Origin of the sequence: Pseudomonas sp. NPDC090203 (genome assembly GCF_044746765.1) — a bacterium.
GTDB classification, from domain to species: Bacteria; Pseudomonadota; Gammaproteobacteria; order Pseudomonadales; family Pseudomonadaceae; genus Aquipseudomonas; species Aquipseudomonas putida_AD.
Genome location: NZ_JBIVCV010000004.1, coordinates 300,359 through 323,732 on the forward strand (window position 1 = coordinate 300,359; position 23,374 = coordinate 323,732).

The following is a 23,374-nucleotide window of genomic DNA, read 5'->3' on the forward strand; positions in this document are numbered from 1 at the left end:
CGCCTCCTTTCAGACTACCTGGCCAGCAATTCATCCAACTGACCGAACAGGGTTGCCAGTTGCCGGGCAGCCTCTTTGCAGTCTTCGCATGTCGTCAGGTGTTTGCCCAGCGCGACATGTTCCTCCTGCGCCAGCGGTCTGTCGCGCTCGTCACACACCAGCAGTGCGGCATCGCGGCAACTGATGGTGCGATCTGGATCGTTGGTCATAAAAGCTCTCCCCAGCCTCTTACCACGCACTCACGCAGGCGCAGCCGCGCACGGTGCAAAATGACACGCAGGTTGCCGGGTGTCAGGCGCGTCTGCGCGACGATCTCATCGATGTCCATGCCCAGATATTCGCGCATCAAGAACAGCCTCGCGCTGTCTCCGGGCAGGGCGTGCATGCACAACTCGACCAGTTCCAGGGCTTGTTGATGCACGGCGTCGCCTTGAGGACATTGAGTGCTGATGAATCGAGCCGGGTTCCAGCTTCCGGCTTCGTTGAACATTCCCCCCTCGTCTGGATCGTGCAGGGCAGATTCCAGAGGCTGGAAGCGGTAGCTGCGACGGAAGATATCCGTGACCTTATGCCTCAGAATTCCCACCAGCCAGGCCCGCATCACCCCACGCCCGGTGAAGCTCTCAATGGATGCCATTGCGGCCAGCAAGGTTTCCTGCAAGGCATCCTCGGCATCGGCAGGGTTTCCAAGCTGCAACAGCGCCAGATTCTCAAGAAACCTGCGATGTTCCAGCAGCTCCGGTGGCCATCCGGAGCCGTCAGGTGGCATAGGGGCGTGAGTGATCATCGCGTGCGTCGGGCCAGGGATACGCCGTAGGCTGCTGCGCGCGCCTTGAAGACGCTATCCTCGGGGTGGCCTTCGATCCCTCGGGGAAGTTGAGAGGGTGTGAAAACCAGACCTTCGCACGTGTGCGGGGGCGAGAGTGCGGAGATTTTCAGGCGCCCCAGTTCAATTGCCGCCTGGGCGTTTTCAGCCCAGGGTGCCGAGGGATCGATCAGTGAGTCACCCGGTCTTGCAGGCTGAATCAGTAATGTGAATTCCACCAGGCCTTTCTCAAGACGTGATTCCAGCTCGCCCTCGAGAAATTTGTCGGGCAGGCTGGCTTCCTGTTCGCCATCCAGATATTCAGTACCAGCCATGGGCCGCATTTGCAGACGCCCCCACACGCTCTCGCCCACATCATTGGTAAAGCGCATGGCATGCGTCGCGAAGTAGGGTGTTGTGGCATAGGACGCAGGCGCCGGGTGTGAGGCCAGAAGTGCCGGCTGCAATCTCCCATCAGGAAATTGTGCCTCATATGCCCTGATTTTTTCGGGGTCAGGCTTTTTGGTTTCTGGATCTGGCGTACGGGCCTGGAGGAATTGTACGAATGATTCGGGCGTGGCGGCGAAAAACACCGGCTCAGAGATCATCAGTAAGTCGAAGATTTCGTTTGCGCCCTGCAAGCGCATAGACAGGCCGCGTACCGAACGGCTTTTGTCCGAGACAGTGGGGTTGCCGCCACCGACAGACCACCGCACGATCGCTGTCGAGGCACGGGTGAAGAGGGGCGCACCCACATAGCGTGGCGCATCGACAGCCGGTACGAAAATGCCTTCGGCGCAAAAACCCTTCGCATGGGATGCACGTGTCTTCGGGTGGCGACCAAAGACGTTGTTCAGTGAGTCGATCAACAGTTGCGGCTCAGAAAAGGCCGATGCCGCAAGGGTGCTGCATGGGGTGTTCATGAATGCTGGCCTCCGTCGGCCGAGAAGATTGATTCAAGCTGATTTCTGTAAAAACAGCTGCGTCGATCGAGCAGCTGCAGATACGTCGCTGGACGGAGGAGATCTGTTACAGACGAAAATGAAATTTTTCAGGCCCCGGGTGCCGCATCGGCTGTACTGGTCATCGAACATGACGCTAGGGTTCGATGAATTTTTCCAGCAAGCGGCGAAACTCTTCGAATTCTTCTCGGCTGAAATGCTTCAACCTTGCATTGAGTACGGGAGGAACGATGTCGGGAATACGAGTGGCGACCTCCTGGCCTTTTTCTGTGAGCGTCAGATTGACGATGCGGCGGTCGTCACCGCTGCGCGAGCGCTCCAGCAAGCCCTTGTCTTCCAGCTTGTCCAGTGTCCTTGTCATCAGCCCGGTGTCGATGCCCAGCAGGGTCGACAGTTCAAACGGGGTTTTCGCCATGGCTCGGTGAAGCGATAGCAAAATCCCCATTTGCTGGCTAGAGATGTCGTATTCTTTCAATGCGGCGTCAATCTCGGCGGTCACCAGATTACGAGCCTTGGCCAGCGTGAACCCGACGCTCTGGGTGAGCATGAAATTTCGTTTGTTGTAGTGGTTCACGTTCCCTCCAGAGGTGGTGCAAATAGCGGGCGGTGCGCTGTTGGCCAGAGAAACTCCTCTTTGGCGTTGTACGCCTGGTCGAGCGCAGCCACTTTTCGTACAAAGCCTAGTGTGCACTAACGTTCGCCGCTGATGCAGTCTGTTTCTGAGGATGCGTTATCCAGATGAGCGGAACGATTGCCACGAACACCACCGCAGACAACCAGAACATGTCATTGAGGCCCAGCATGGCAGCCTGCGCATTCATCTTCGTCTCGGCGAAGGCCAGCGCCTGGTTGACGCCCACGTTCAACTGGGTTTGCACCGAAGAAATGAACGCTGTGAACGTCGGATTGTAGACAGACATCTGCTCGGCGAGCCGCGCGTGATGCTCGATGGTCCGGTTGTTCCAGCCGGTGGTCAGCAGTGATGTACCCACCGCGCCGGCAAAAATACGGACGAAGTTCGACAAGCCTGCAGCTGCCGGGATTTTTTCCGCAGGCAGCCCCGAAAGAATGATGGCTGTGAGCGGTACGAAAAACAGCGCGGTCGGGATTCCCTGCAGCAGAGTCGGAAGTACCAGGGTGAAGGCATCAACGCCGGTGGTGTAATGGGAGCGCATGAAGAACACCCCTGCGAAGCCTATGAACGCAAGCGTCGCCAAGATTCTTGCGTCCGTCTTCGGCATGATCTTGCCCATCACCGGCGCCAGTATGACGGCGAATATCCCAAGGGGCGCGGTGACCAGGCCTGCGTCCACCGAACGATAGCCCAAATAGCCTTGAATCCATTGGGGAAGCAGCACCAGATTGCCAAAAAATATGGCGTAGGCCACCGATATCGCAAGGGTTCCGCCCAGGAAATTCCGTTTGGCAAACAGGCGTAGGTCAATGATCGGCCGGTCATCGGTGAGCTCCCAAATCAAGAAAAACAGGAAGCTGACCAGGGCGAATATCCCGAGTGCGCAGATTAACGGTGAGCTGAACCAGTCCAGATCTTTACCTTTATCCAGCATGATCTGCAGCGATCCAACCCATGCAATCAACGAAATCAGGCCGACCAGATCGATTGGCAGTTTGCGCCCTGAGGTGTCCCGATCACGGTAGATCGCCCAGATGACGCCCGCCGCAAACAGCCCCACCGGAATATTCACGTAGAAAATCCATGACCAGCTGTAGCTGTCGGTGATCCAGCCGCCGAGGGCCGGGCCGGCGATAGGGCCGACGGTGGCCGTCATCGCCCAAAGCGAGAGGGCACTGGAGCTTTTATGCTTGGCGAATGTTCCCAGCAACAGTGCCTGGGACAAGGGTACGAGAGGTCCGGCAGCCACGCCTTGAAGCACTCTGGCGCCGAGTAGTACCGGAAGAGTGGGGGCGATGCCGCACATCCATGACGCGAAGGAGAACAGCAAGATGGCGGCCACAAAAAGACGCACCTGGCCCAGGCGCTGCGACAACCAGCCGGTGAGCGGGATTGAAATGGCGTTTGCCGCTGCGAACAGCGTGATGACCCAGGTGCCTTCATCCACCGACACCCCCAGATTGCCTGAGATGGTGGGGATGGCGACGTTCGCGATCGAGGAATCGAGCACATTCATGAACGTGGCAAGGGAAACTGCCAGCGCACCAAAGAAAAACTTCATTCCGGTCAGCGCGGGTAACGGGGAGGGCGCAGTTGCAGAGGGCATGGGGCCTCCAGAAGAACAGGTCATTTTATCTGACTAGTCAGATATGCCGTTGGAAATACGCAACTCCCGGGATGAGGGGATTGCGGTGATTAATTGACCATGATGTTATCTGACATGTCAGATATATCAAGCATGCCGATTCTTTTCCGGATCGAAGGTTGGGCTGGCATGCGGCGGGGTTCTGATACGTGATCAGTTCATGATGCTGAAGGGGGAATTCAGGCAGGCGTGGCGGCGCCGCCAAGTGAAGTCATGGTCCAAATGACCAAGCGCGGTCATTTTGACCTTTCTGCGATGGAGTCATTACGACTCAAGCATACTAACCTGTTGAGTGCCATGGTAATTTATTCTGGCATGACTTCTGCTCTTCGAAGAGTACAGGCAACGTCATCACGACGAGCCTAAACAGGATGGGAGTAATCGCCATGTTTGATTTCTTCGTTGACCCCAGGAATGTGCTGCGTCTTTCGACCCGTATTTTGTGGACCGGATTAATCATGCTCCTGACCGGCATTGTCGGGGCGTACCTGATCGAACTGCATGCAAACCTGATTGTCCTGGTCAGCATGCACGCCATGACCATTATTGGGCCAACCCTGCTCAAGATCGGGTACGTGATGCGCCTGCTTTCGCAACATAACCTTCGGTTGCAGCATGCCTGAGTGGCGTGGCTGTGACCGGTGTGGTTTGTTGGACCCTGAGGCATTCATGAGCTAGCCCATACGAAGCATGGGAGCGCAACACGGAAGTACGTTACGTAATACAGGACGGTACGTTCAAGAACTGGCGCTTCGATTGCGCCGCACCTTTCACCTGAAGGCTACGCTTGCCATCATTCAACACGGAACCCTGCCGCCATGCCCTTGCATATTTCGACCCCGCTGATTGAATCCCGCCCGATGAGTGCCTTGGCCAAGAGCAACATTCTGTTGAAGCTCGACGCCTTGCAGCCCTGCGGCTCGTTCAAGCTGCGCGGGGTAGGGCATGCGTGCGAGACCCATTATCGCAGGGGTGCAAGACGATTCATCTCATCGTCAGGTGGCAATGCCGGGTTGGCAGTTGCGTATGCCGGGCGTCTGCTGGGTGCGTCGGTTGTCGTGGTGGTGCCAAACACCACATCGCAAAAGGCCAGAGAGCTTCTGGCGCTCGAAGGCGCAGAGGTCATCGTGCACGGGGATTCCTGGCAGGAGGCCAATGAACTGGCGCACACCCTGCTGTCAGCGGGTGATGCCTTTATCCACCCCTTCGACGATCCGCTGCTGTGGGCCGGCCATGCCAGCATGATCGATGAAGTGGCCCTCACGTCCTGCAAACCGGATGCTGTCGTGTTGTCCGTGGGCGGCGGCGGATTGCTGTGCGGCGTTGCCGAGGGCCTGGAACGCAACGGCTGGGGCCAGGTGCCCATCATCGCGGTGGAAACCCAAGGCGCAGCGTCGTTCCGCGCCGCTACCCTTGCCGGTCGGCCGGTGGAAATCGACGCCATCACGTCAGTTGCCACCTCGCTCGGGGCCAAGCGCGTCTGCGGGCAAGCCTATGAATATTTCAAATCCCGCACTGTCGAAAGCGTCGTGATCAGCGACGCACAGGCTCTCGAGGCCTGTGATCGCTTTCTGACGGACCACCGCATTCTGGTTGAGCCTGCCTGTGGCGCGGCGCTGGCGCTGGGTTACACCCCAACCTTGCTCAAAGAATACAAGAACGTGCTGATCGTGGTTTGCGGCGGGGCCACTGCGACCTACGCGCAGATTGGCGCCTGGCGAGCCGGGCTGTGACTGCCGGTTAGCTGAGGCTGGCTAGCTGATACTCGGCGACCAGTTTGTCCAGAAAGGTAAACAGCTTCTGGTTCATCTCATCCCAGTCGTTGGCGCGAAGCGCAGCGGGCTGTTGCACGAAGCGGTGCCGGGTGAGATTGGCCAGCTCCGTTTCAGAGGCGGCGATCAGAAGCTCCACGACTTCGCGGGTGAACTCCATGTGGCATTGGAAGCCGTACACCAGCTTGCTGTACTCGACGATCTGGCGAGGACAACCTTCGCTCCCTGCAAGAATGCGTGCTTGAGCGGTAAGGCCGGGCATGTCGCTGTGCCAATGACCCACTTCCAGTACGTGCCCAAAATGAGCGACTTTGCTGTTGGTTTTACCTTCGGCAGACAAGCTGATGGGGTATTTTCCGATTTCCTTCTCTGGGCTGTGGCCAAACTTCGCACCCAGCGCATCGCCTATGAGCTGCGCGCCAAGGCAGACCCCTACCACCGCTTTTCCGGCATCCACTGCCTGGCGAATCAACCGGCACTCGGCACCTGCATCGAAGTGTGAACATTCTTCCAGCGTGGTGGCGGGACTCTGGGGCCCGCCGAGCACGACCAGCAGATCCAGGTTGTTCGCATCGCCTGGCAGCGCCTCATTGGCGTATACCCGCGAATGACTCGCCTCGTAGCCTCGCGTCAGGACCCAGGTTTCATACGCTCCGGGTGCTTCGAACGATTCGTGGACGATGAAATGGACTCGCATGACAGGTTTCCCGAAAGTGGAAGGTGAGGGGTAAAGAGAGGTCGTGTGTTCTCTGGACAGGAAAGACACTTGTCGATATTAATGACACTGTGTGTCATGATCAAGGGCGTCGTTTTCCCAGGAACCGCGAAGGAGGCGTAGCGTGAGTGAAGAGCAGGACAAAAAGATCCGCAATTTCCTATCCATCTCACTGCACGGATCCATTTCCAGGGCTTCGGAGTTCCTTGATATTTCGCAGCCGAGCTTGAGCCGTCAGTTGGCGAGCCTGGAGGCCTACATTGGCCAGCCGCTGTTCAAGCGTACCGGTCGAGGCCTCGTATTGACCGATGCAGGAACACAACTTGCCTCGGTAGCAGGACCCGCCTTCATGTCGGTTGATTCAGTGGTATCGCAATTGAGGGACGCTTACGGAGTGACCCAGGGCAATCTTCGTCTGGCGACGGTGCACACCCTGACGTATTACTTTCTGGGGGAGGCCGTCTCGCGCTTTGTGCATGCCCACGAAGACGTCAACGTTTCTTTCATGGCGAGAAGCTCGACCGATGTAGTCAAACTGGTGGAAAACGGTACAGCCCAGCTTGGACTGGTCTACGACAGTGAAGTGGCCTCGGCAGAGTTGGCTTCCACCCATCTCTTCAACGAAAGGATGGCGATTGTCGCCAGGCAAGGTGATCCACTTCTGCAGTCGCCGGTCAACCTGGTTGAAACCCCGTTGCGACTGGTCGTGTTCTCCACGGGTTACGCATTGCGCAGGATGCTCGACGTCAGTGGCTTTTCATACACCGTCACCGCAGAAGTCGAGACAGTGGATGCGATGCTCGAACTGGTTGCCGCAGGTGTAGGTGCCTGCATCCTTCCGGCGCTGATTCCAGACCGGGTGCTCACGCAATACGGTCTGGCGCGATCACTTGATTACTCCCCCCGATTGGCCAGGAAGGTCGTCGCCATCCAGAGGACCGACTCGGCTCCCCGGGCGATGACGAGAGCTTTCCTCGACATGGCAATTCAGACTTCGCGCGGGCTGTACTGAAAAGCAGCTATAACCCTGGCCGCATCGCACCGGCACTGGTGCCAACCCTATTCTTGCGCCGTGAAAGCCCGAGAACAGGAGATGAGTCATGAACCAGAGCCTTCGCAGCAAAGAATACTTCGATCAGCGAGCCACTGAAGAAATGGGCCGCTTGCTCAAGACCAGGGACATGTCACAGAAGGAGCGGCTGGCCTATGCGGCGCGCATCCTCGCCATGACAGGTCAGGAAGCCGGGCTTGCAGGGCAGCTCACCGCCCGTTCGGAGCGGGAAGATACCTACTGGACTCTCCGTTTTGGCCTTGGGTTCGAGGAGGCCACCGCCGAAGACTTCATCGAGGTGGACCAGGACCTCAATACTGTCACCGGCGAAGGGATGGCAAACCCTGCCACACGCTTCCATCTGTGGGTCTACCGAAACCGCCCCGATGTGATGTCGATTATCCATACCCACTCGCCATGGGCCTCGGCCCTGGCCGCTGCACGTCAGCCACTGGTCATTTCGCAAATGGACATGACTCCATTGTTCAATGATTGCGCCTTTCTCTCGGAATGGCCCGGTGTGCCGATCGCCGACCACGAAGGCACGCTGATATCCGAAGCCTTGGGCGGGATGAAATCGATCATCCTGGCTCACCACGGCTACCTGACCGCGGGCGTCTCGATCGAAGAGGCCACCTACCTCTCTGTGTATCTGGAACGCGCAGCGCGCATGCAGCTGCGTGCCAAAGCCTATGGGGACCTTACCCCGGTCGATCCAGTGCTGGCTCAAGAGGCACACGACTACCTCCTCAAGCCTTCAATCGTCCGCGCCACCTTCGAGTACTGGTGCCGCCAGACCCACCGCGCGCCGGGCATGCCGGCCTTCACCTGACCGAACACCTACGGGTGCCCCACGCTCCCGGGCGTGGGTAGCAAGGCAGACGAGTCAGACAATAAACCTGAAACTGCGGGCCTGAAAAATGCCAAAAACAATGAGAGACGCAGAGTGTGCAAAGCGGTCCGGGCGTTCCCAGACCCTAACGGCCGGGCTGGCCAGTCTGATGGGCACTACCATCGAGTGGTATGACTATTTCCTGTACGGGACGGCGGCAGCGCTGATCTTCAACAAAATCTTCTTCCCGGATTTCGACCCGGTAACCGGAACCCTCGCGGCATTCGCCACCTACGCGGTCGGGTTCTTCGCACGTCCGTTTGGCGGCATCGTGTTCGGACATTTCGGTGATCGGCTGGGGCGCAAGTCCATGTTGCTGATCACGCTGTTCATGATGGGCATACCCACCATCGTGATCGGCCTGATTCCCTCCTACGACAGCATTGGTTACTGGGCGGCGGTTCTGCTCGTTGTCATGCGATTGCTGCAAGGCATTGCGGTAGGGGGAGAGTGGGGAGGTGCTGTGCTCCTTGCGGTCGAACATGCTCCCGAGGGAAAGAAGGGACTGTTCGGCAGCCTTCCTCAAACCGGGGTGGCGCCAGGTCTCATCCTGTCTTCACTGGCCATGGGCGCGGTCGCGCAGATGCCGGAAGAGGACATGCTCAGTTGGGGCTGGAGAATTCCCTTCCTGGCGAGCGCAGCGCTGCTGTTGGTAGGCTGGTACATCCGCGAGAAGGTCTCGGAATCCCCGGATTTCGTGGCGGTGAAACATGAGCCGAAGTCAATTCCACCCCTGAAGGCAGTGTTTCGTGATCATCGGGTAGAACTGCTGGCAGTCGCGGGAGCTCGACTTGCGGAAGTGACGTGGTTCTACACGGTTGCAACCTTCTCACTGGCCTACGCCACCAAGACATTGCTCGTGCCCAAGCAGACCGTGTTGTCAGCCGTCGTCTGGGGCGCCGCAGTTGCGATGTTCACCATGCCGATATGCGGGTGGCTGGCCGACAAGATGGGCCAGCGAAGAATGTTCGCTTATGGAACAGTCGGACTTATCATTTTCGCACCGGTGTTTTTCCTGCTTCTGCAAACTCAAGACGCTGCCTGGATCACGGTTGCCATGATCATTGCGATCGGTCTGGTCTATTCGCTGCTCTACGGCCCTGAGGGGGCGCTGTTCGCTGCTCAGTTCAAACCCGAAGTGCGTTACACCGGTATCTCGGTCGGGGTGCAGGTCTCCGGTGCAATCGGCGGTGGCTTGGCCCCGCTGGTGGCCACCTCGCTGCTCGCGTTCGGCAATGGCAACCCGCTGTACATCAGCGGTTATCTCATGGCGTTGGGCGTCATAGCGCTTATCTCCGTGCGGGCGATGAAAAGCGTTTCACAGCCTCTGGAAGTGAAGAAGGGAGAGACGGTCAAGCCGTTCGCCGCGGAGCAGGCCCGGTAATTCCACGTCAGGGATTCTTGAATCAGTCGCTTCGACAACGCATAGGTCAGGGAAGACCTTCCTGGCCTTGGCTTATCCCTTCCGTATCAAGCATTCGCTCGGGCGCTCGCATCCTGCCGCTCATCAGCGATCCGGCGCCCGTCTTGGAATGCTCATGAACGAGCGTTACCCTCCAATGACTTCATCTCCCGCAGACTCAAACAAGAAGGGGGCGCCATGAGTTGTCTGATTTGCGCAGGCCACGCTGAAACCATCGAGAGCACAGAGGGTTGGGAAGAGCGTCGCTGCGCGGAGTGCGGCCGCTATCGCATGTCCCTGGCACTGGTGCTCAGCTTGATGGAGCAGGGACAGATCTTCGACACCGAGAGAATGCGCAGCTGGCTAAAAGCGCAGCGGTGTGCCGTTTCAGTGCCGTCCATCGATGTCGACGAAGCGCTGTTGGCTGAGTAGAGCAGTCCGTGAAGTCACTGTCCGCTCTGGAGAGAGCAAGCCAATCGTTTGAGTGGAGTTTGGGCCCGTTAGTCTAAAGTCTCGGCGTATCGTCCCTGATATCGCCACTGGTAAGAAAAGCGTCATCTGCGCTGACTAGGTTGAAGTCTCACTTTGAGCTGAGACAACAACATGAACAATTCAGCCGCCCATGACACTGCCCATCTTTCACGCCCCAAACTCGATCATGCCCTGAGCCGGCGAAGTCTGGCGCTGTTCTTCGGCCTGCTGGTCGTCGGTGTGATCGTCAGCGGATGGGGCATCGTTCAGGACGTCGATGACGCCGGAGCCGTGGCCACTACCTGGCTGCCCTATGGCCTGCTGTGCCTGGCGCTGGTGATTGCGTTGGGCTTCGAATTCGTCAACGGTTTCCACGACACGGCCAACGCGGTGGCGACGGTGATCTACACCCACTCGCTGCCGGCGAACATCGCAGTGGTGTGGTCGGGCTTCTGCAACTTCAGCGGCGTGCTGGCTTCAAGCGGCGCGGTGGCCTTCAGCATCATTGCGCTGCTGCCTGTGGACATGATCCTCCAGGTGGGTTCGGCGAACGGTTTCGCGATGATCTTCGCGCTGTTGATCGCCGCCATCGTCTGGAACCTGGGCACCTGGTGGCTGGGGCTGCCGGCGTCTTCATCGCATACCCTGATCGGCTCGATCCTCGGCGTCGGGCTGGCCAATGCCTGGATGCAGGGCCGCTCTGCATCGGACAGCGTCGACTGGTCGCAGGTGTCCAAAGTGGCCTACGCGCTGTTGCTGTCGCCACTGGTGGGTTTCGTCTGCGCGGCGGGGTTGCTGCTGCTCCTCAGGCTGCTGGTCAAACAGAAAGAGCTGTATCAGGAGCCCAAGGGCCAGAACCCGCCACCGCCCTGGATTCGCGGGCTGTTGATCCTGACCTGCAGCGGGGTCTCCTTTGCCCACGGCTCCAACGATGGGCAGAAGGGCATGGGGCTGATCATGCTGATTCTGGTGGGCACCTTGCCGATGGCGTACGCGCTGGACCGCGCAGTGCCGGTGACCCAGACCACCCAGTTTGTGGCGGTCGCGCAAGTCACCCATCAGGGTCTGACCAACGAAGCCAAAGGGCGCCGCGTGGAGGATCCGCGCACGGCGCTGATGGAATACGTGCGCACCCGAAAAGCCAGCGAAGACACGATTCCTGCGCTGGCCGCCGTGACCGGGATCATCGCCGACGAGGTGAAGAACTACGGGACGCTGGCCAAGGTGCCCGCCCAGGCCATGACCAACGTGCGCAACGACATGTTCCTGACTTCGGAGAGCATCCGGCTGCTGGGCACCCAGCACCTTGATGACTTCTCCGCGGACACGCGCACCAACGTGGCCGAATTCAAACGCCAGATCGATGCGGCCACGCGCTTCATTCCGTTCTGGGTGAAGATCGCCGTGGCCATCGCGCTGGGGCTTGGTACCCTGGTGGGTTGGCGTCGCATCGTCATCACAGTTGGCGAGCGAATCGGCAAGGCGCACCTGACCTACGCCCAGGGCGCCAGCGCTGAACTGGTGACCATGGCAACCATCGGCGCCGCCGACGTGTTCGGCTTGCCGGTGTCCACCACCCATGTGCTCTCGTCGGGCGTCGCCGGCGCCATGGCCGCCAACGGCAGCGGCCTGCAAATGGCCACGGTGCGCAACCTGATTCTGGCGTGGGTGTTCACCCTGCCTGCCGCCATGGCGCTCTCGGCACTGCTGTTCTGGCTGTTCCATTCCATTTTCTGAGTGCCGAGCCATGAACGCCATCCAGTCCGCCGGATTCTCCAGCCTTGATGACGACGCCATCAAGGCCGCGCTGCGTGAAACCCTGTTTCTGCGAAACAAGATGATTGCCGCCCAGGCGCGGGTCGAGGACATGCACCTGCATCCCGTGCACCTGGCCAGCGCGCAAAACCTGCTCGCCTACCTGGCACTGCGTCGCCATGACATCAGGCCCTTGCAGCAGACCCTGTCCAGGCTCGGGCTGTCGTCGCTGGGGCGTTGCGAAGCCGATGCGCTGGCCGCGCTGGACCGGGTCATCGAGGTGCTGCAGCGATTGAGCGCCGAATCGCAAACACCCTCTGCCACATCGCCACAGCTCAAAGACAACGCTGAGGAACCGCTGGAGGCCCACACCCAGGCGTTGTTCGGCGGGCAGCCTCCAGAGCGTGGCACCCGGATCATGGTCACCTTGCCCGGCGAGGCCGCCGCCGACTACGGGCAGGTCAAGGATATGTTGAACGCCGGGATGGACTGCGCGCGGATCAACTGTGCCCACGACACCGCGCAAGACTGGGCGCGGATGATCGAGCACGTGCACCGTGCATCGCGCGCGTTGAGCAAGCCGTGCGCGGTGCTGATGGACCTGGCCGGGCCCAAGCTGCGCACCGGCCTGATCGATCCCGCGCCTGCGGTACTGCGCCTGCGGCCGAACCGTGACGTATTCGGTCGCGTGGTCACGCCCGCCCGGGTGTGGCTGCACCATGGCGAGCACTTGCCCGCACAAGAGCAACAGGCCATCCAGGTGCCGCGCAAATGGCTTTGCAGTCTGCTTGTCGGCGATGTCATTGCCTTGAGCGACGCCCGCGAGTCCAGGCGTCGCATGCGCATTACCGAGGTGGGCGACAACGGCTGCTGGGCGGCGCTGGACAAGACTGCCTACCTGGTGCCCGGCGTGACCCTCAACCTGAAAAAGCGCAACGGCCGCAAGAAGTCGGCGCGAGTGCTCGATGTCTCGCGCAAACCCGCGCAAAGCATCAAGCTGAAAGAAGGGGACACCCTGCTGCTGACCCGGGACGCACGCAGCGGCCGCGGCGCAATGCTCGATCAATCAGGCCAGGTCAAGGCATCGGCAACCATCGGCTGTACGCTGCCCTCGGTGTTCGCTGACGTTAAAGTCGGCGAGCCGATCTGGTTCGACGACGGCAAGATCGGCGGGACCATCCAGACGGTCGAACCCGACGCGCTTCACGTCCTGATCAATCACGCCCCTGGCGGTGCGAAGCTCAAGAGCGACAAGGGCATCAACCTGCCCGACAGCGATCTCAAGCTGGAGGCGCTTTCTGCCAGCGACATCCAGGCGCTGGAGTTCGCCTGTAAAAACGCCGATGGGGTGCAGATGTCGTTCGTCAACAGCGGCGCGGACATCGAGTCACTGGCGAGCCATTTGACCCGCCTGGATGCATTGAACATGGCGGTCGTGCTGAAGATCGAAACCCGGCAGGCCTTCGACAACCTCGCCCAATTGCTGATCGCAGGCATGCAACTGCCCAGGCTCGGCGTGATGATCGCCCGTGGCGACCTGGCCATCGAAACTGGCTTTGAACGCACAGCCGAGCTGCAGGAAGAACTCCTGTGCATCTGCGAGGCCGCCCACGTGCCGGTCATCTGGGCCACGCAAGTGCTGGAAACGCTGGCCAAGACCGGCAGCCCGACCCGCGCCGAAATGACCGACGCCGCCACAGGCGCTCGCGCCGAATGTGTGATGCTGAACAAGGGCCCGCATATCCTGGAAGCCATTCGCTGCCTGGATAACGTGCTTGGGCGCATGCAGAGCCATCGGCGCAAGAAGGTGGATCTGATGCGAAGATTGGGAGTGGCGAATCTGCGGCCGGCGGGTTAGTGCGGGCGGTTGCCAAGTCTTATCGAGTTCATGTGTTGAACTCCTGTTGGAGTGTTCTCTCGTTGCAACTTCAGGTACTGGAGACTTCCCATAAACGATGGAGAGACGAAGCTCAAGTTTGACGAATTTCGCCGATACAGTCACGGATGCAACCGGTAGCGCAAGGCTCTAGAACGGTGCTTTCCGGTGCATGTCAAGTCAGATCACTCGACATACGCGACAGTACGGAATTTTTTATGAAACGGATTGAAAGAGACTTCGTCACGCTATTCAACTACCTCTGGTACAAAGACTTTCCCGTAGATGAATTCGCAGGTTTGGCCAATCGTGCCAACTGGACAATCCACATGGGTCTGGTCGTTCGGCAATGCTCCAGCCTGCTTGGCGCACGGGCGCTTTTTGAGTCTGGCGGGCGTACTGATGCAGTGGTGCAATACTCTGATAAAGACGTTCTGACCTACGTCGAGTGGGAGTGGAAACGCGCTCACACGGATATCAATGAAATCGGGAAGTTGCGCAGCAAGGCTGCGCAGGCAGTCTTCCAGACCTTCATCGGCTATAGCCGTGTCGAAGATGTTGCCAAGGCCCTTGAGCAGACATTGCAGACCTGGACCGACGCAGACAGCCCTTTGATTTATTTTCTTATCACCTACGAGGTGGTCAAAGGAAACCGTCACTTCAAAGAACTGGTGACCTACCAGTTCACGAAAAACCGCTACAAGAAAATACGCAGCCAGCCCGCGTTGCCCTGGATGGTCAATCGCAAAAAGTTTATCAATGCTGATGAGAACACCTGAGGCGTTCTTCTTTGGCTCATACCTCGTTTACACGACGGCCGATGATTTTTTCCCGCGGGGATGAACGGCCGTTCGTGAGCGACTAGGGGATCGAGAACGACCCATCTGGATACTGGCTGGATATGAACGTCACAAAAGCCCGAACCTTCGGGCTTTGCAGCCGCCGCGACGTATGCAGCACCCAGAGCTCAGTCTCGTTGTTCGCAGCACCCCACGACACCAGCTCGCCTCTTGCCAGCGAAGCGCCAATGATCGATTGCGGCAACATCGCTGCACCTGCGCCAGCGATCACGGCGTCGCGCATTGCCAGCAGCGAAGACAGTCTCAGAACTGGCCTTGGCTCGACGCTCAACAGGCCATCATTGACCGACCATAGCGTTCCGTCCGTATAGGTCGTCATCACCACGGCAGGCACCCGGCCAGGTTTATCGGCGCCCGCGCTCGGCATCGGCACCGATGGCGCTGCCACCAGAACCATCCGGTCCCTCGCGAAGCATCGTCCCACGAGGGTGCTGTCATTGCTCGGATTGATTCGAATGGCAACATCGAATTGCTCGTCGACCAGATCGATGAAGCGATCTTCCGATACAGCCTCGATCTCCACGTCGGGATAGATCGCCTGGAATGCGGCGGCAAGCCTTCCGAGCGCGAGCTGCGAGAACAGCAACGGTGCGGCAATACGCAGTCGGCCCCGTGGCGCTGCGACGCCTTCTCTTGCCGCATCGACTGCTTCGCTGACTTCCCGCATCGGGCCTTCGATCCTGGCTATCAGGGCTTTCCCTGCTTCGGTCAATTCGAGACTGTGGCTGCCTCGCTCGATAAGCCTGACACCCAGCGCATCTTCAAGATCAGCCAGGCGGCGCGACAGTGTCGCCTTGGATCGACCGCTGGCGCGGCTGGCTTTGCCGAAGCCTGCGTGGGTCGCAACCAACTGGAAGTCACTGAGGGCATTGAGGTCCATGTCGTCTCATTTATGGTGCGAGGTGTATCGATTTTAGGGACTTCATCCAGGATATGGAACCCCTTATCGTGAGGCCATGCACACGCAATACCGCGGTGTTGCTTGAACAACCTCACTATCACGAAGGAAATCATCATGACCATTCTTGTTACCGGCGCGACTGGCAATGTAGGCGGCCAAGTAGTTGAACAGCTCGTCAAACGCGGTGCCGACGTCCGCGCACTCGTCCGTGACCCATCCAAAGCCAACTTCCCGGCGGGTGTCGAAATCGTTCAGGGGGACCTGCTCGACGTAGACTCATTGCGTAAAGCATTCGCTGGCGTCTCGACACTCTTTCTGCTGAACGCAGTGGTGGCAGACGAGTACACACAGGCAGTGATCGCCCTCAACATCGCCCGGGAAGCCGGCATCGAGCGCATCGTCTATCTGTCGGTGATCCACAGTGATCGCTTCGTGAACGTGCCGCATTTCGCAGGCAAGTACGGGGTCGAGCGGATGATTGAACACATGGGGCTCAACGCCACGATTCTGCGTCCCGCTTACTTCATGGATAACGATCACACGATCAAGGATGTAATCACCCGCTACGGCATCTACCCGATGCCAGTGGGCAGCAAAGGCCTGGCGATGATTGATACCCGGGACGTTGGCGAGGTTGCAGCCATCGAGTTGCTGCGTCGTGAACAGTCGTCTGTACCGTTGCCAATGGAACGGATCAATCTGGTAGGCCCTGACACCCTGACCGGCACGGACATTGCCGCTCTATGGACTCAGGCACTGGGCCGTCCGATCACCTATCCGGGTGAAGACACTGCCGCGTTCGAGCAGAACCTGCGTCAGTTCATGCCCAACTGGATGGCCTATGACATGCGCATGATGAGCGAGCGTTTCATCACAGACGGCATGATTCCGGAAAGGGGTGACGTGGAGCGTCTGACCGAAATGCTGGGGCGTCCACTTCACGCCTATGGCGAGCTCGCGGCTCAAATCGCTGCCTCGGTTTGACGTCGCCGCACATTCGCAGGGGTGAGACGGCCGATGGTGTTGATGTTCGACACCATTGGCCGCTGTTCTGCGTAAAGCTCAACGGCTAACTGTGTTTCTGGCAAACGTTGTAAACCTGATTCTGGTCCATCGATTCCACGCGCTGCCCATAGCCTGTCATCAAAACCAGTTTGCGCTCGGTAATGCCAGTCGGTTGATAGGGCATACCCTGGGCATCGAGGTGGGGAAGGAAGCCGGCGGACGTCATCTGATCAATCAATTGCTTGCGAAGGGGAACGTTGATAAGTCCCCTGTTGTTGCCGGTTGTCAGGAATACCGGGCGATCAGCTTTCAATAACCACACTGGCTGTGCGCTGACATCACCCTTGAAAATGTACATGCAGTCGGTTGAAGAACTGGCGAACTCAGCCTGACGGACATAATGGCCTTTTTCATACCCCACGAGTGTGAGCAAGCCAGGCTGAACCAGCGCGAGAGCATCTACCGTGTCCACGCCTTCCTGTTGAATGCCATAGTCGAAATAGGACCATTTCAGAGGAAGCACGCCGGTGGGTGCATGCTCCAGCTTGAGGTCCTGCTTCATACGGGCCAGGTCTTCAGGTGTTTGATAGGGTCCTGTACTGCTACAGGCTGCAATAAGCGCGGCGCAGCTTCCAGCGAGCAGGGCGTTCAGGCGTTTCATTGTCACTCTCCGTGTGTTGATGTCGGCGTTGCTGACTGAGCGGGGGGGAGGGATGCTATCAGAAATACTGCAGAGTTCGTGATGTGTGCTCGGAGGCTACTGCTGGCCGTCAGTTCTTCAGGTTTCGTGGCATTCGGTTGGCTGGGACGGCGGTGACTCCGGCTATGATAAGCGTTTATCAGAGAACGAAATCAATGAGCTGGCGGCGACAGCGAAAGCAGGCAATTTACAAGGGAGACGATTGTGAGGAGTAGCCTAGGCGTCACCCTTGGAGTCCTATGCCTCTTGAGTGGCGCGGTTTTTTACACGCTTCTGTTTAATCTCGAACCGCCCGGGTTTTGTGAAAATAAAGGGCGTGTCCTATCTGACATGGAGTTTACGAAAGCCGCCTTTAACATGCTTGCACTTCAGCGTCGTGACTACTTCGTTGATGTGGGAGACCCGTTGAAAGTCAGAAGAAAATTATACGATGAAAGATACTCCACATGGTCCTCAAACTTTAACGCAGAAAATTGCTGTGCGGTCATTAGGGAGAGCGGGTTTTGGCGACGACTTTTTGGTATGCAGACAGTTGTCGTCGAGATCTGGCCTCGGCCAGAAGCGGGTGACGAAAGAATCATGCAAACCTATGACGTCTGTGGATGGCTTGGATCATCAGATTCAGGCACGCCGGATTCATTGAAGAGGCCGATTAATGTTCTTGAGCAGGGATTGCAAGATCAGCTACGACTGACTCCAAACTGGAGTGAAAGAAATTACTGATCTTTGCCTTATTGATTAAGCAGGCCGACATTGATTAAACGACCGCTCCTGGCCCATCGCAAACTGTCTACCTGAGACGACCATGCTCAGTTATCTGTGGATCGGTGCAAACGATGTCGATGCGTCCGTAGCCTTCTACGACTCACTCTTCTACGTTGCCTACCTCAGAGATCCGACCGGTAACAAAGTCGCTGTGTTTTTCAACCGCTGACAGCCGGGGTTTCGGGCGGTTATCGGGTAAACGCGAAAGGGGAGCGCGACCATCAGTCTCGTTCCCCTTGTTGTGATCAGGCCTGCAGATACACCACGTGGGTATGGGTGTATTCGTACAAGCCGTGCTTGCCGTCAGCGCCGCCAATCCCTGATTTGCGAACGCCTGCGTGGAAGCCTTGCATGGCCTCGAAATTCTCCCGGTTGATGTAGGTCTCGCCGAAATCGATCTCGCGAATCGCGTGCATGGCCTTGCTCAAATCCCGGGTGTACAGGGATGACGTCAGCCCGTATTCGCAGTCGTTGGCCAGGGCAATGGCTTCGTCGAGGTCATCGACGATCTGGATGGGCAGCACTGGTCCGAAGACTTCCTTGCGCATGATCTCCATGTCCGCACGGCAGCCTGCAAGGACTGTGGGTTGATAGTGAAAGCCCTGGCCGAGGTCTGCGATGTTGCCGCCGGTGATGAGGGATGCGCCTTGCTCCCTGGCTTTCCTGACCTTGGCGGCGACGCTGTCCAGGCCTTGGCGATTGATCAACGGCCCCATCTCGACCGAGGCATCGGCAAGCGGGTCGCCATAACGAGTTGCGGCCATGGCAGCGCTGATCTTCTCGATGAACTGATCGGCTACCTGACGCTCCACGTAGACGCGCTCGGCGCAGTTGCAGACCTGGCCGGTGTTGATGATTCGCGAATCCCTGATCGCCTTGACGGCTAGATCCAGGTCGGCATCCGCCAACACGATGGCAGGCGCCTTGCCGCCCAGCTCGAGGTTGAGTTTGGTGATGTTGGGCGCCGCTGCGCTCATGATCCGGGCGCCGGTCTCAACGCTGCCGGTGAAGCTGATCAGGTTGACCTGCTCGTGCGCCGAGAGTGCAGCACCCACTCGTCCGTCGCCGCTGACCACATTGAACACACCAGGAGGAAGGTCGACTTCTGCAACCTGCCGCGCGAACTCAAAGCAGTTGTTGGGGGTTTCTTCACTGGGTTTGATGACGATGGTATTGCCTGTGACCAAGGCCGGCGCCATCTTGCGAGCGATCAGGAAAAACGGGAAGTTCCACGGCAGGATGCCAGCGACGACGCCCAGCGGCTTGCGAAACATGAAGATGTTCTCGCCTGGCCGGTCACTGGTGATGATCTCGCCCTCGATCCGTCGTGCCCACTCAGCCATGTAGTCGAGGTAGTCGGCGGTGAAGTTGACCTCCACTTCAGCAAGGCCCGAGGTCTTGCCTTGCTCCAGGGTGATGGTGCGGGCCAGGTGGGGAACGTTTTCCCGCAGCTTGTTGGCGATCTTGCGCAAATAGCTTGCCCGGTCATTGGCGGGGCGCCGGGCCCAAGCTGATTGCGCGGCCCGGGCAGCGGCCAGGGCACGGTCGACCTGATCTGCATCCGAGGCAGGGACCTTGGCCAACAGGGCGCCGGTCGCCGGGTTCAGCACTTCATAATGTTCCGAGGCCGATACGAACTGGCCGTTGATGTAGTTCTGATAGACGGGTACTGAGGACATGGTCTGGCTCCTTCCTGATCAATAGGTTCTGGATTCGCTGCGCTGCTCGGTTTCACGGTACCGGGCAAGGTTGGCCAGGGCGGCCTGGCGCATCAGGCTGATGTCGATTGCGACGGCGATGAACTGGCAACCCCAACTCTGGTATCGACGAGCGTCCTCTTCGGCCGGGGCCAGGATTCCGCTGACCTTGCCGGCAGCAAGGGTGGCGTCGATCGCCTGCCTGATTTTTTCCTGCACCTCAGGATGGGACGGATTGCCGATGTGACCCAGACCGGTGGACAGGTCGGCCGGGCCGATGAAAACCGCATCGACGCCGTCAACTGCGGCGATTTGCGCAACGTTTTCGACGCCAGTGCGAGACTCCACCTGCACAATCAGGCAGAGCTCTTCATGGGCAGTGTTGATGTAGTCGGGAACACCGTCCCAGCGAGTCGCGCGGGTCAATCCACCGCCGACCCCGCGAATGCCATGGGGCGGATAACGCGTCGCCCTGACCAGGGCTTGCGCCTGCTCAGGCGTCTCGACCATCGGAATCATCAGGTTCTGTGTGCCGATATCCAGCAGCTGCTTGATCAGTACCGGGTCGTGTCCGACCGCGCGCACGATGGGGGCGGTGGAGTAGGGGGCCACCGACTGCAACTGGGCCAGGATCGATGGCACGGTATTGGGGGCGTGTTCACCGTCAATCAGCATCCAGTCGTACCCGAAGCTTGCGGTGATTTCTGCGGCGTAGCCTGTGGCGAATCCCGCCCAGATGCCGTACAGCGGCTCGTTTTTGGCCAGCGCAGCCTTGAAAGTATTGCGGGGCAGTTTCATGGCAAAAAATCCTGTCGAATGGGGTAGGTCGCAATGGCGGCCCGCCGACACCTGTGGATCGGCGAGCGTCCAGCCGATCAATGCTGGTAAGGGCGGTGCAGCTGGCATTCCGGGTTCAAGGTCACGCCAAAGCCTGGCTGATCCAGCTTCGAAAGACGCATGCGGCCGTTCTCTGGCACAGGCTCGCCCAGCAGTTGTGGATGGAACATGGGCACTACCTGATCGGCCTTTGGCGCCATCATCAGGAATTCGGCGAACGGGCTATTGGTGCGCGTCGCGACGAAGTGGTAGCTGTACACCGATGAACCGTGCGGCACGACCATTGCGCTGTGTGCGTCGGCCAGCGCCGAGATCTTGATCAGCTCGGTGATGCCGCCGCACCAGCCGACATCGGGCTGGATAATGTCGCAGCAGCCCATCTCCAGCAGCATGCGAAAGCCCCAGCGGGTGGCCTCATGCTCACCGGTGGTCACCAGCATGCCGGTGGGCACGGCCTTCTTCAGCGCGGCATAACCCCAGTAGTCGTCCGGCGACAGCGCTTCTTCGATCCATTTGAGGCCGAACTCTTGAGCACCGTGGGCCAGCCGCGTTGCGTAGTTGAGGTCCAGGCTCATCCAGCAGTCGAGCATCAGCCAGAAATCCTTGCCGACCCGCTCGCGCATCACGGCCAGCTCTTCAAGATTCTTGCGAAGGCCTTCTTCGCCTTCGGCAGGGCCATGGTGCAGCGGCAGCTTCCCGCCGATGAAGCCCATCTTCTGCGCGAGATCCGGACGTGCGCCGGTGGCATAAAACTGCAGTTCATCGCGCACTGCACCACCGAGCAACTGGTGTACCGGTTCCTTGCGCACTTTGCCGAGCAAATCCCACAGCGCCAGGTCGATACCCGAGATGGTGTTGATGACCAGACCCTTGCGGCCGTAGTACTGAGAGGCGAAGTACATCTGGTCCCAGATACGCTCGATATCCGTGACTTTGGCGCCCTCCACGAAACGGGCCAGGTGTTTCTCGACGATGTAGGCCGCAGGTTCCCCGCCGGTGGTCACGGCGAAGCCGATGTTGCCCTCGGAATCCTCGACCTCGACGACCAGGGTGCCGAGCACGTTGATGCCGAAACTGCGACGACTCTGGCGATACTCCGGGTATTTGCTCATCGGCGTGGCGATGTGATCGTCGATCCAGTGACCGTCGCCTTGATCGTGATAGTCAGCGCCACCCCCACGTAGGACAAAGGCGCGAACATGTTTGATGGTTGGTGTGGCCATGGTTGATTCCTTTAGATCAGATCTGGAAGGTGGGTTGCTTGTGAGGCGTGGCGACGCGGGGAGGGCGAATGCCCATGACCAGCGCCGCAGAAATCAAGGTGGTGATGGCGAGCATGTAGAGGCCGGCGGCGGGAGACTGAAACGCGCCTTCAGCCCAGTTCTTGAGGATGGGAGCGATGAAGCCGCCCAGCGCCCCGAAGGAGTTGATCAAGGCGATGGCGCCTGCAGCGGCGGATCCTGCGAGGAAACTCCCCGGGAACGTCCAGAAGACAGGCTGGACAGCGATGAAACCGGACGCGGCGAAGCACAACGCCAGAATGCCAATCAGCGGGCTTGCGAAGCTGACGGAGGCGGCGATCCCCAGCCCGGAAACCACCAGTGTCAGCGCGGCCACAGTGCGGCGCTGGCCGGTACGGTCGGCGATGGCCGGCACCTTCCAGGCAGCCAGCAGTGCGCAGAGCCAGGGCAGGGCGCTGACAAGGCCCACCATCAGCCCGACCTTCGTACCCAGAAGACCTGCCACTTGGCTTGGCAGGTAGAACACCACGCCGTAGACGCTTGCCTGTATCAGCAGATAAATCAGGCACAGGTAGAGCACCGCCGGCTGCATGAGTACTTTGAGGAGGCTGCCGTGGGCTTGTTTGTGGCTGTCCTCGGCATCCAGCACGGCCTGAAGCTGGCTGCGCTCCTGAGCGGTCAACCACTTCGCGTCGCTCGGCCGATTGTCCAGATAGAAGTACGCCCAGACGCCCACCGCAGTTGCCATCAGGCCTTCCACAGCGAACAGCCACTGCCAGCCGTGAGTCCCCAGCACACCATCGAGCTCAAGCAACAAACCGGAGAGGGGACTGCCGAAGATGAACGCCAGCGGAGCGCCGAAGTAGAAGAAACCCATGGCCTTGCCGCGCGCTGCGCCGGGGAACCAGTAGGTCAGATACAGGATGACGCCTGGAAAGAAGCCGGCTTCCGCGACCCCCAGCAGGAAGCGCAGTACGTAGAAGCTGGTTTCGGTGTGTGCGAACACCATGGCCGCCGATATCAGGCCCCATGTCACCATGATCCGACACATCCACAACCGGGCGCCGACCCTGTGCATGATCAGGTTGCTGGGGACTTCGAGTAGCGCATATCCGGCAAAGAAGACGCCCGCACCGAAGGCAAACGCAGCGTCGCCGATGCCGGTGTCGGCCTGGAACGCTTGCTTGGCAAAGCCTACGTTGGCCCGGTCCAGGAACGCCATGATGTACATCAGTAAGAGGAACGGCAGCAGCCGCCATGAAACCTTGGCCAGCAGGGATGTGGGGAGAGAGCTCACGTCAGTTTCCTTTTCTTGGAATTATTTGACTGCGTAGGGCTGACTCTACTGCGCGTCAGTGATGCGTGACCAATCGAATTAAGCTTATAGT

General features: G+C 59.1%; 22 protein-coding genes. 10 read left to right on the plus strand and 12 right to left on the minus strand.

The features are described 5' to 3' along the window. Positions 1 to 14 precede the first annotated feature (14 nt). From ACIPO9_RS09195 to ACIPO9_RS09215, 5 genes are all read right to left on the minus strand, one after another. The gene (locus ACIPO9_RS09195; protein ID WP_400780250.1) at positions 15 to 209 is read right to left on the minus strand and encodes a hypothetical protein; all 195 of its coding nucleotides are present in this window, start codon (positions 207 to 209) and stop codon (positions 15 to 17) included. After that, the gene (locus ACIPO9_RS09200) at positions 206 to 787 is read right to left on the minus strand and encodes a sigma-70 family RNA polymerase sigma factor (protein WP_400780252.1); all 582 of its coding nucleotides are present in this window, start codon (positions 785 to 787) and stop codon (positions 206 to 208) included. The genes ACIPO9_RS09195 and ACIPO9_RS09200 overlap by 4 nt, the downstream gene beginning before the upstream one ends. Beyond that, a complete protein-coding gene (locus ACIPO9_RS09205) occupies positions 784 to 1,728 on the minus strand; it encodes a catalase family peroxidase (RefSeq protein WP_400780254.1) in 945 nt (314 codons plus the stop codon). The genes ACIPO9_RS09200 and ACIPO9_RS09205 overlap by 4 nt, the downstream gene beginning before the upstream one ends. 175 nt (positions 1,729 to 1,903) lie before the next feature. Beyond that, positions 1,904 to 2,341: a MarR family winged helix-turn-helix transcriptional regulator gene (locus ACIPO9_RS09210; RefSeq protein ID WP_274130484.1), complete on the minus strand. Its 438-nt coding sequence runs from the start codon at positions 2,339 to 2,341 to the stop codon at positions 1,904 to 1,906. 106 nt (positions 2,342 to 2,447) lie between these two features. Further along, on the minus strand, positions 2,448 to 4,007 hold the full coding sequence (locus ACIPO9_RS09215; RefSeq protein ID WP_400780256.1) for a DHA2 family efflux MFS transporter permease subunit: 1,560 nt from the start codon (positions 4,005 to 4,007) through the stop codon (positions 2,448 to 2,450). A gap of 425 nt (positions 4,008 to 4,432) precedes the next feature. Between ACIPO9_RS09215 and ACIPO9_RS09220 the strand changes: the two genes are divergently transcribed. Beyond that, a complete protein-coding gene (locus ACIPO9_RS09220; RefSeq protein WP_274130482.1) occupies positions 4,433 to 4,669 on the plus strand; it encodes a transmembrane sensor/regulator PpyR in 237 nt (78 codons plus the stop codon). A gap of 195 nt (positions 4,670 to 4,864) precedes the next feature. Next, complete coding sequence (locus ACIPO9_RS09225) at positions 4,865 to 5,779, plus strand: pyridoxal-phosphate dependent enzyme (RefSeq protein WP_400780259.1); 915 nt, start codon at positions 4,865 to 4,867, stop codon at positions 5,777 to 5,779. 7 nt (positions 5,780 to 5,786) lie between these two features. On the opposite strand, the gene ACIPO9_RS09230 is transcribed toward ACIPO9_RS09225, so the two are convergent. After that, positions 5,787 to 6,515 carry a type 1 glutamine amidotransferase gene (locus ACIPO9_RS09230; RefSeq protein WP_400780260.1) on the minus strand — a complete coding sequence of 243 codons (729 nt, stop codon included), beginning with the start codon at positions 6,513 to 6,515 and terminating at the stop codon, positions 5,787 to 5,789. Between the two features lie 142 nt (positions 6,516 to 6,657). Between ACIPO9_RS09230 and ACIPO9_RS09235 the strand changes: the two genes are divergently transcribed. From ACIPO9_RS09235 to ACIPO9_RS09265, 7 genes are all read left to right on the plus strand, one after another. Further along, the gene (locus ACIPO9_RS09235; protein ID WP_400780262.1) at positions 6,658 to 7,545 is read left to right on the plus strand and encodes a LysR family transcriptional regulator; all 888 of its coding nucleotides are present in this window, start codon (positions 6,658 to 6,660) and stop codon (positions 7,543 to 7,545) included. Positions 7,546 to 7,633: 88 nt separating this feature from the next. Continuing rightward, positions 7,634 to 8,416, plus strand: a complete 783-nt coding sequence (locus ACIPO9_RS09240) for an aldolase (protein ID WP_274130478.1) — start codon at positions 7,634 to 7,636, stop codon at positions 8,414 to 8,416. Between the two features lie 169 nt (positions 8,417 to 8,585). Beyond that, positions 8,586 to 9,860, plus strand: a complete 1,275-nt coding sequence (locus ACIPO9_RS09245) for an MFS transporter (RefSeq protein ID WP_400608158.1) — start codon at positions 8,586 to 8,588, stop codon at positions 9,858 to 9,860. A gap of 216 nt (positions 9,861 to 10,076) precedes the next feature. Next, positions 10,077 to 10,310: a hypothetical protein gene (locus ACIPO9_RS09250; protein ID WP_400780264.1), complete on the plus strand. Its 234-nt coding sequence runs from the start codon at positions 10,077 to 10,079 to the stop codon at positions 10,308 to 10,310. A gap of 171 nt (positions 10,311 to 10,481) precedes the next feature. Next, positions 10,482 to 12,086, plus strand: coding sequence for an inorganic phosphate transporter (locus ACIPO9_RS09255; protein ID WP_400608154.1), 1,605 nt, complete (start codon positions 10,482 to 10,484; stop codon positions 12,084 to 12,086). A gap of 10 nt (positions 12,087 to 12,096) precedes the next feature. Further along, on the plus strand, positions 12,097 to 13,962 hold the full coding sequence (locus tag ACIPO9_RS09260) for a pyruvate kinase (protein WP_400780266.1): 1,866 nt from the start codon (positions 12,097 to 12,099) through the stop codon (positions 13,960 to 13,962). A 236-nt stretch (positions 13,963 to 14,198) separates the two neighbouring features. Next, positions 14,199 to 14,759 (plus strand): hypothetical protein, encoded by a 561-nt coding sequence (locus ACIPO9_RS09265; protein WP_400780268.1) that lies wholly within the window; start codon positions 14,199 to 14,201, stop codon positions 14,757 to 14,759. A gap of 82 nt (positions 14,760 to 14,841) precedes the next feature. On the opposite strand, the gene ACIPO9_RS09270 is transcribed toward ACIPO9_RS09265, so the two are convergent. After that, positions 14,842 to 15,720 carry a LysR family transcriptional regulator gene (locus ACIPO9_RS09270; protein ID WP_400780271.1) on the minus strand — a complete coding sequence of 293 codons (879 nt, stop codon included), beginning with the start codon at positions 15,718 to 15,720 and terminating at the stop codon, positions 14,842 to 14,844. A gap of 135 nt (positions 15,721 to 15,855) precedes the next feature. Between ACIPO9_RS09270 and ACIPO9_RS09275 the strand changes: the two genes are divergently transcribed. Further along, positions 15,856 to 16,725, plus strand: a complete 870-nt coding sequence (locus tag ACIPO9_RS09275) for an SDR family oxidoreductase (protein ID WP_400780272.1) — start codon at positions 15,856 to 15,858, stop codon at positions 16,723 to 16,725. A gap of 85 nt (positions 16,726 to 16,810) precedes the next feature. Here ACIPO9_RS09275 and ACIPO9_RS09280 read toward each other — a convergent pair whose 3' ends face one another. The 5 genes from ACIPO9_RS09280 to ACIPO9_RS09300 all read right to left on the minus strand — a co-directional run bounded on the left by ACIPO9_RS09280 (position 16,811) and on the right by ACIPO9_RS09300 (position 23,283). Then, positions 16,811 to 17,407: a hypothetical protein gene (locus ACIPO9_RS09280; RefSeq protein ID WP_400780274.1), complete on the minus strand. Its 597-nt coding sequence runs from the start codon at positions 17,405 to 17,407 to the stop codon at positions 16,811 to 16,813. Positions 17,408 to 18,456: 1,049 nt separating this feature from the next. Beyond that, positions 18,457 to 19,890, minus strand: a complete 1,434-nt coding sequence (gene aldA, locus ACIPO9_RS09285) for an aldehyde dehydrogenase (RefSeq protein WP_400780276.1) — start codon at positions 19,888 to 19,890, stop codon at positions 18,457 to 18,459. An 18-nt stretch (positions 19,891 to 19,908) separates the two neighbouring features. Then, entirely contained in the window at positions 19,909 to 20,706 is a 798-nt protein-coding gene (locus tag ACIPO9_RS09290) for an HpcH/HpaI aldolase/citrate lyase family protein (RefSeq protein ID WP_400780279.1), read from the minus strand. A gap of 77 nt (positions 20,707 to 20,783) precedes the next feature. Then, the gene (gene rhmD / locus ACIPO9_RS09295; protein ID WP_400780281.1) at positions 20,784 to 21,968 is read right to left on the minus strand and encodes an L-rhamnonate dehydratase; all 1,185 of its coding nucleotides are present in this window, start codon (positions 21,966 to 21,968) and stop codon (positions 20,784 to 20,786) included. A gap of 16 nt (positions 21,969 to 21,984) precedes the next feature. Beyond that, positions 21,985 to 23,283, minus strand: coding sequence for an MFS transporter (locus ACIPO9_RS09300; RefSeq protein ID WP_400780283.1), 1,299 nt, complete (start codon positions 23,281 to 23,283; stop codon positions 21,985 to 21,987). Between the last annotated feature and the right edge of the window lie 91 nt (positions 23,284 to 23,374).

Coding starts and splice junctions, on each gene's coding strand:
- ACIPO9_RS09265 (WP_400780268.1), top strand. CDS start 14,199: ATGAAACGGATTGAAAGAGACTTCGTCACGCTATTCAACTACCTCTGG.
- rhmD (WP_400780281.1), bottom strand. CDS start 21,968: ATGGCCACACCAACCATCAAACATGTTCGCGCCTTTGTCCTACGTGGG.
- ACIPO9_RS09205 (WP_400780254.1), bottom strand. CDS start 1,728: ATGAACACCCCATGCAGCACCCTTGCGGCATCGGCCTTTTCTGAGCCG.
- ACIPO9_RS09195 (WP_400780250.1), bottom strand. CDS start 209: ATGACCAACGATCCAGATCGCACCATCAGTTGCCGCGATGCCGCACTG.
- ACIPO9_RS09260 (WP_400780266.1), top strand. CDS start 12,097: ATGAACGCCATCCAGTCCGCCGGATTCTCCAGCCTTGATGACGACGCC.
- ACIPO9_RS09255 (WP_400608154.1), top strand. CDS start 10,482: ATGAACAATTCAGCCGCCCATGACACTGCCCATCTTTCACGCCCCAAA.
- ACIPO9_RS09290 (WP_400780279.1), bottom strand. CDS start 20,706: ATGAAACTGCCCCGCAATACTTTCAAGGCTGCGCTGGCCAAAAACGAG.
- ACIPO9_RS09250 (WP_400780264.1), top strand. CDS start 10,077: ATGAGTTGTCTGATTTGCGCAGGCCACGCTGAAACCATCGAGAGCACA.
- ACIPO9_RS09220 (WP_274130482.1), top strand. CDS start 4,433: ATGTTTGATTTCTTCGTTGACCCCAGGAATGTGCTGCGTCTTTCGACC.
- ACIPO9_RS09225 (WP_400780259.1), top strand. CDS start 4,865: ATGCCCTTGCATATTTCGACCCCGCTGATTGAATCCCGCCCGATGAGT.
- ACIPO9_RS09280 (WP_400780274.1), bottom strand. CDS start 17,407: ATGAAACGCCTGAACGCCCTGCTCGCTGGAAGCTGCGCCGCGCTTATT.
- ACIPO9_RS09270 (WP_400780271.1), bottom strand. CDS start 15,720: ATGGACCTCAATGCCCTCAGTGACTTCCAGTTGGTTGCGACCCACGCA.
- ACIPO9_RS09245 (WP_400608158.1), top strand. CDS start 8,586: ATGGGCACTACCATCGAGTGGTATGACTATTTCCTGTACGGGACGGCG.
- ACIPO9_RS09240 (WP_274130478.1), top strand. CDS start 7,634: ATGAACCAGAGCCTTCGCAGCAAAGAATACTTCGATCAGCGAGCCACT.
- ACIPO9_RS09215 (WP_400780256.1), bottom strand. CDS start 4,007: ATGCCCTCTGCAACTGCGCCCTCCCCGTTACCCGCGCTGACCGGAATG.
- ACIPO9_RS09230 (WP_400780260.1), bottom strand. CDS start 6,515: ATGCGAGTCCATTTCATCGTCCACGAATCGTTCGAAGCACCCGGAGCG.
- aldA (WP_400780276.1), bottom strand. CDS start 19,890: ATGTCCTCAGTACCCGTCTATCAGAACTACATCAACGGCCAGTTCGTA.
- ACIPO9_RS09200 (WP_400780252.1), bottom strand. CDS start 787: ATGATCACTCACGCCCCTATGCCACCTGACGGCTCCGGATGGCCACCG.
- ACIPO9_RS09275 (WP_400780272.1), top strand. CDS start 15,856: ATGACCATTCTTGTTACCGGCGCGACTGGCAATGTAGGCGGCCAAGTA.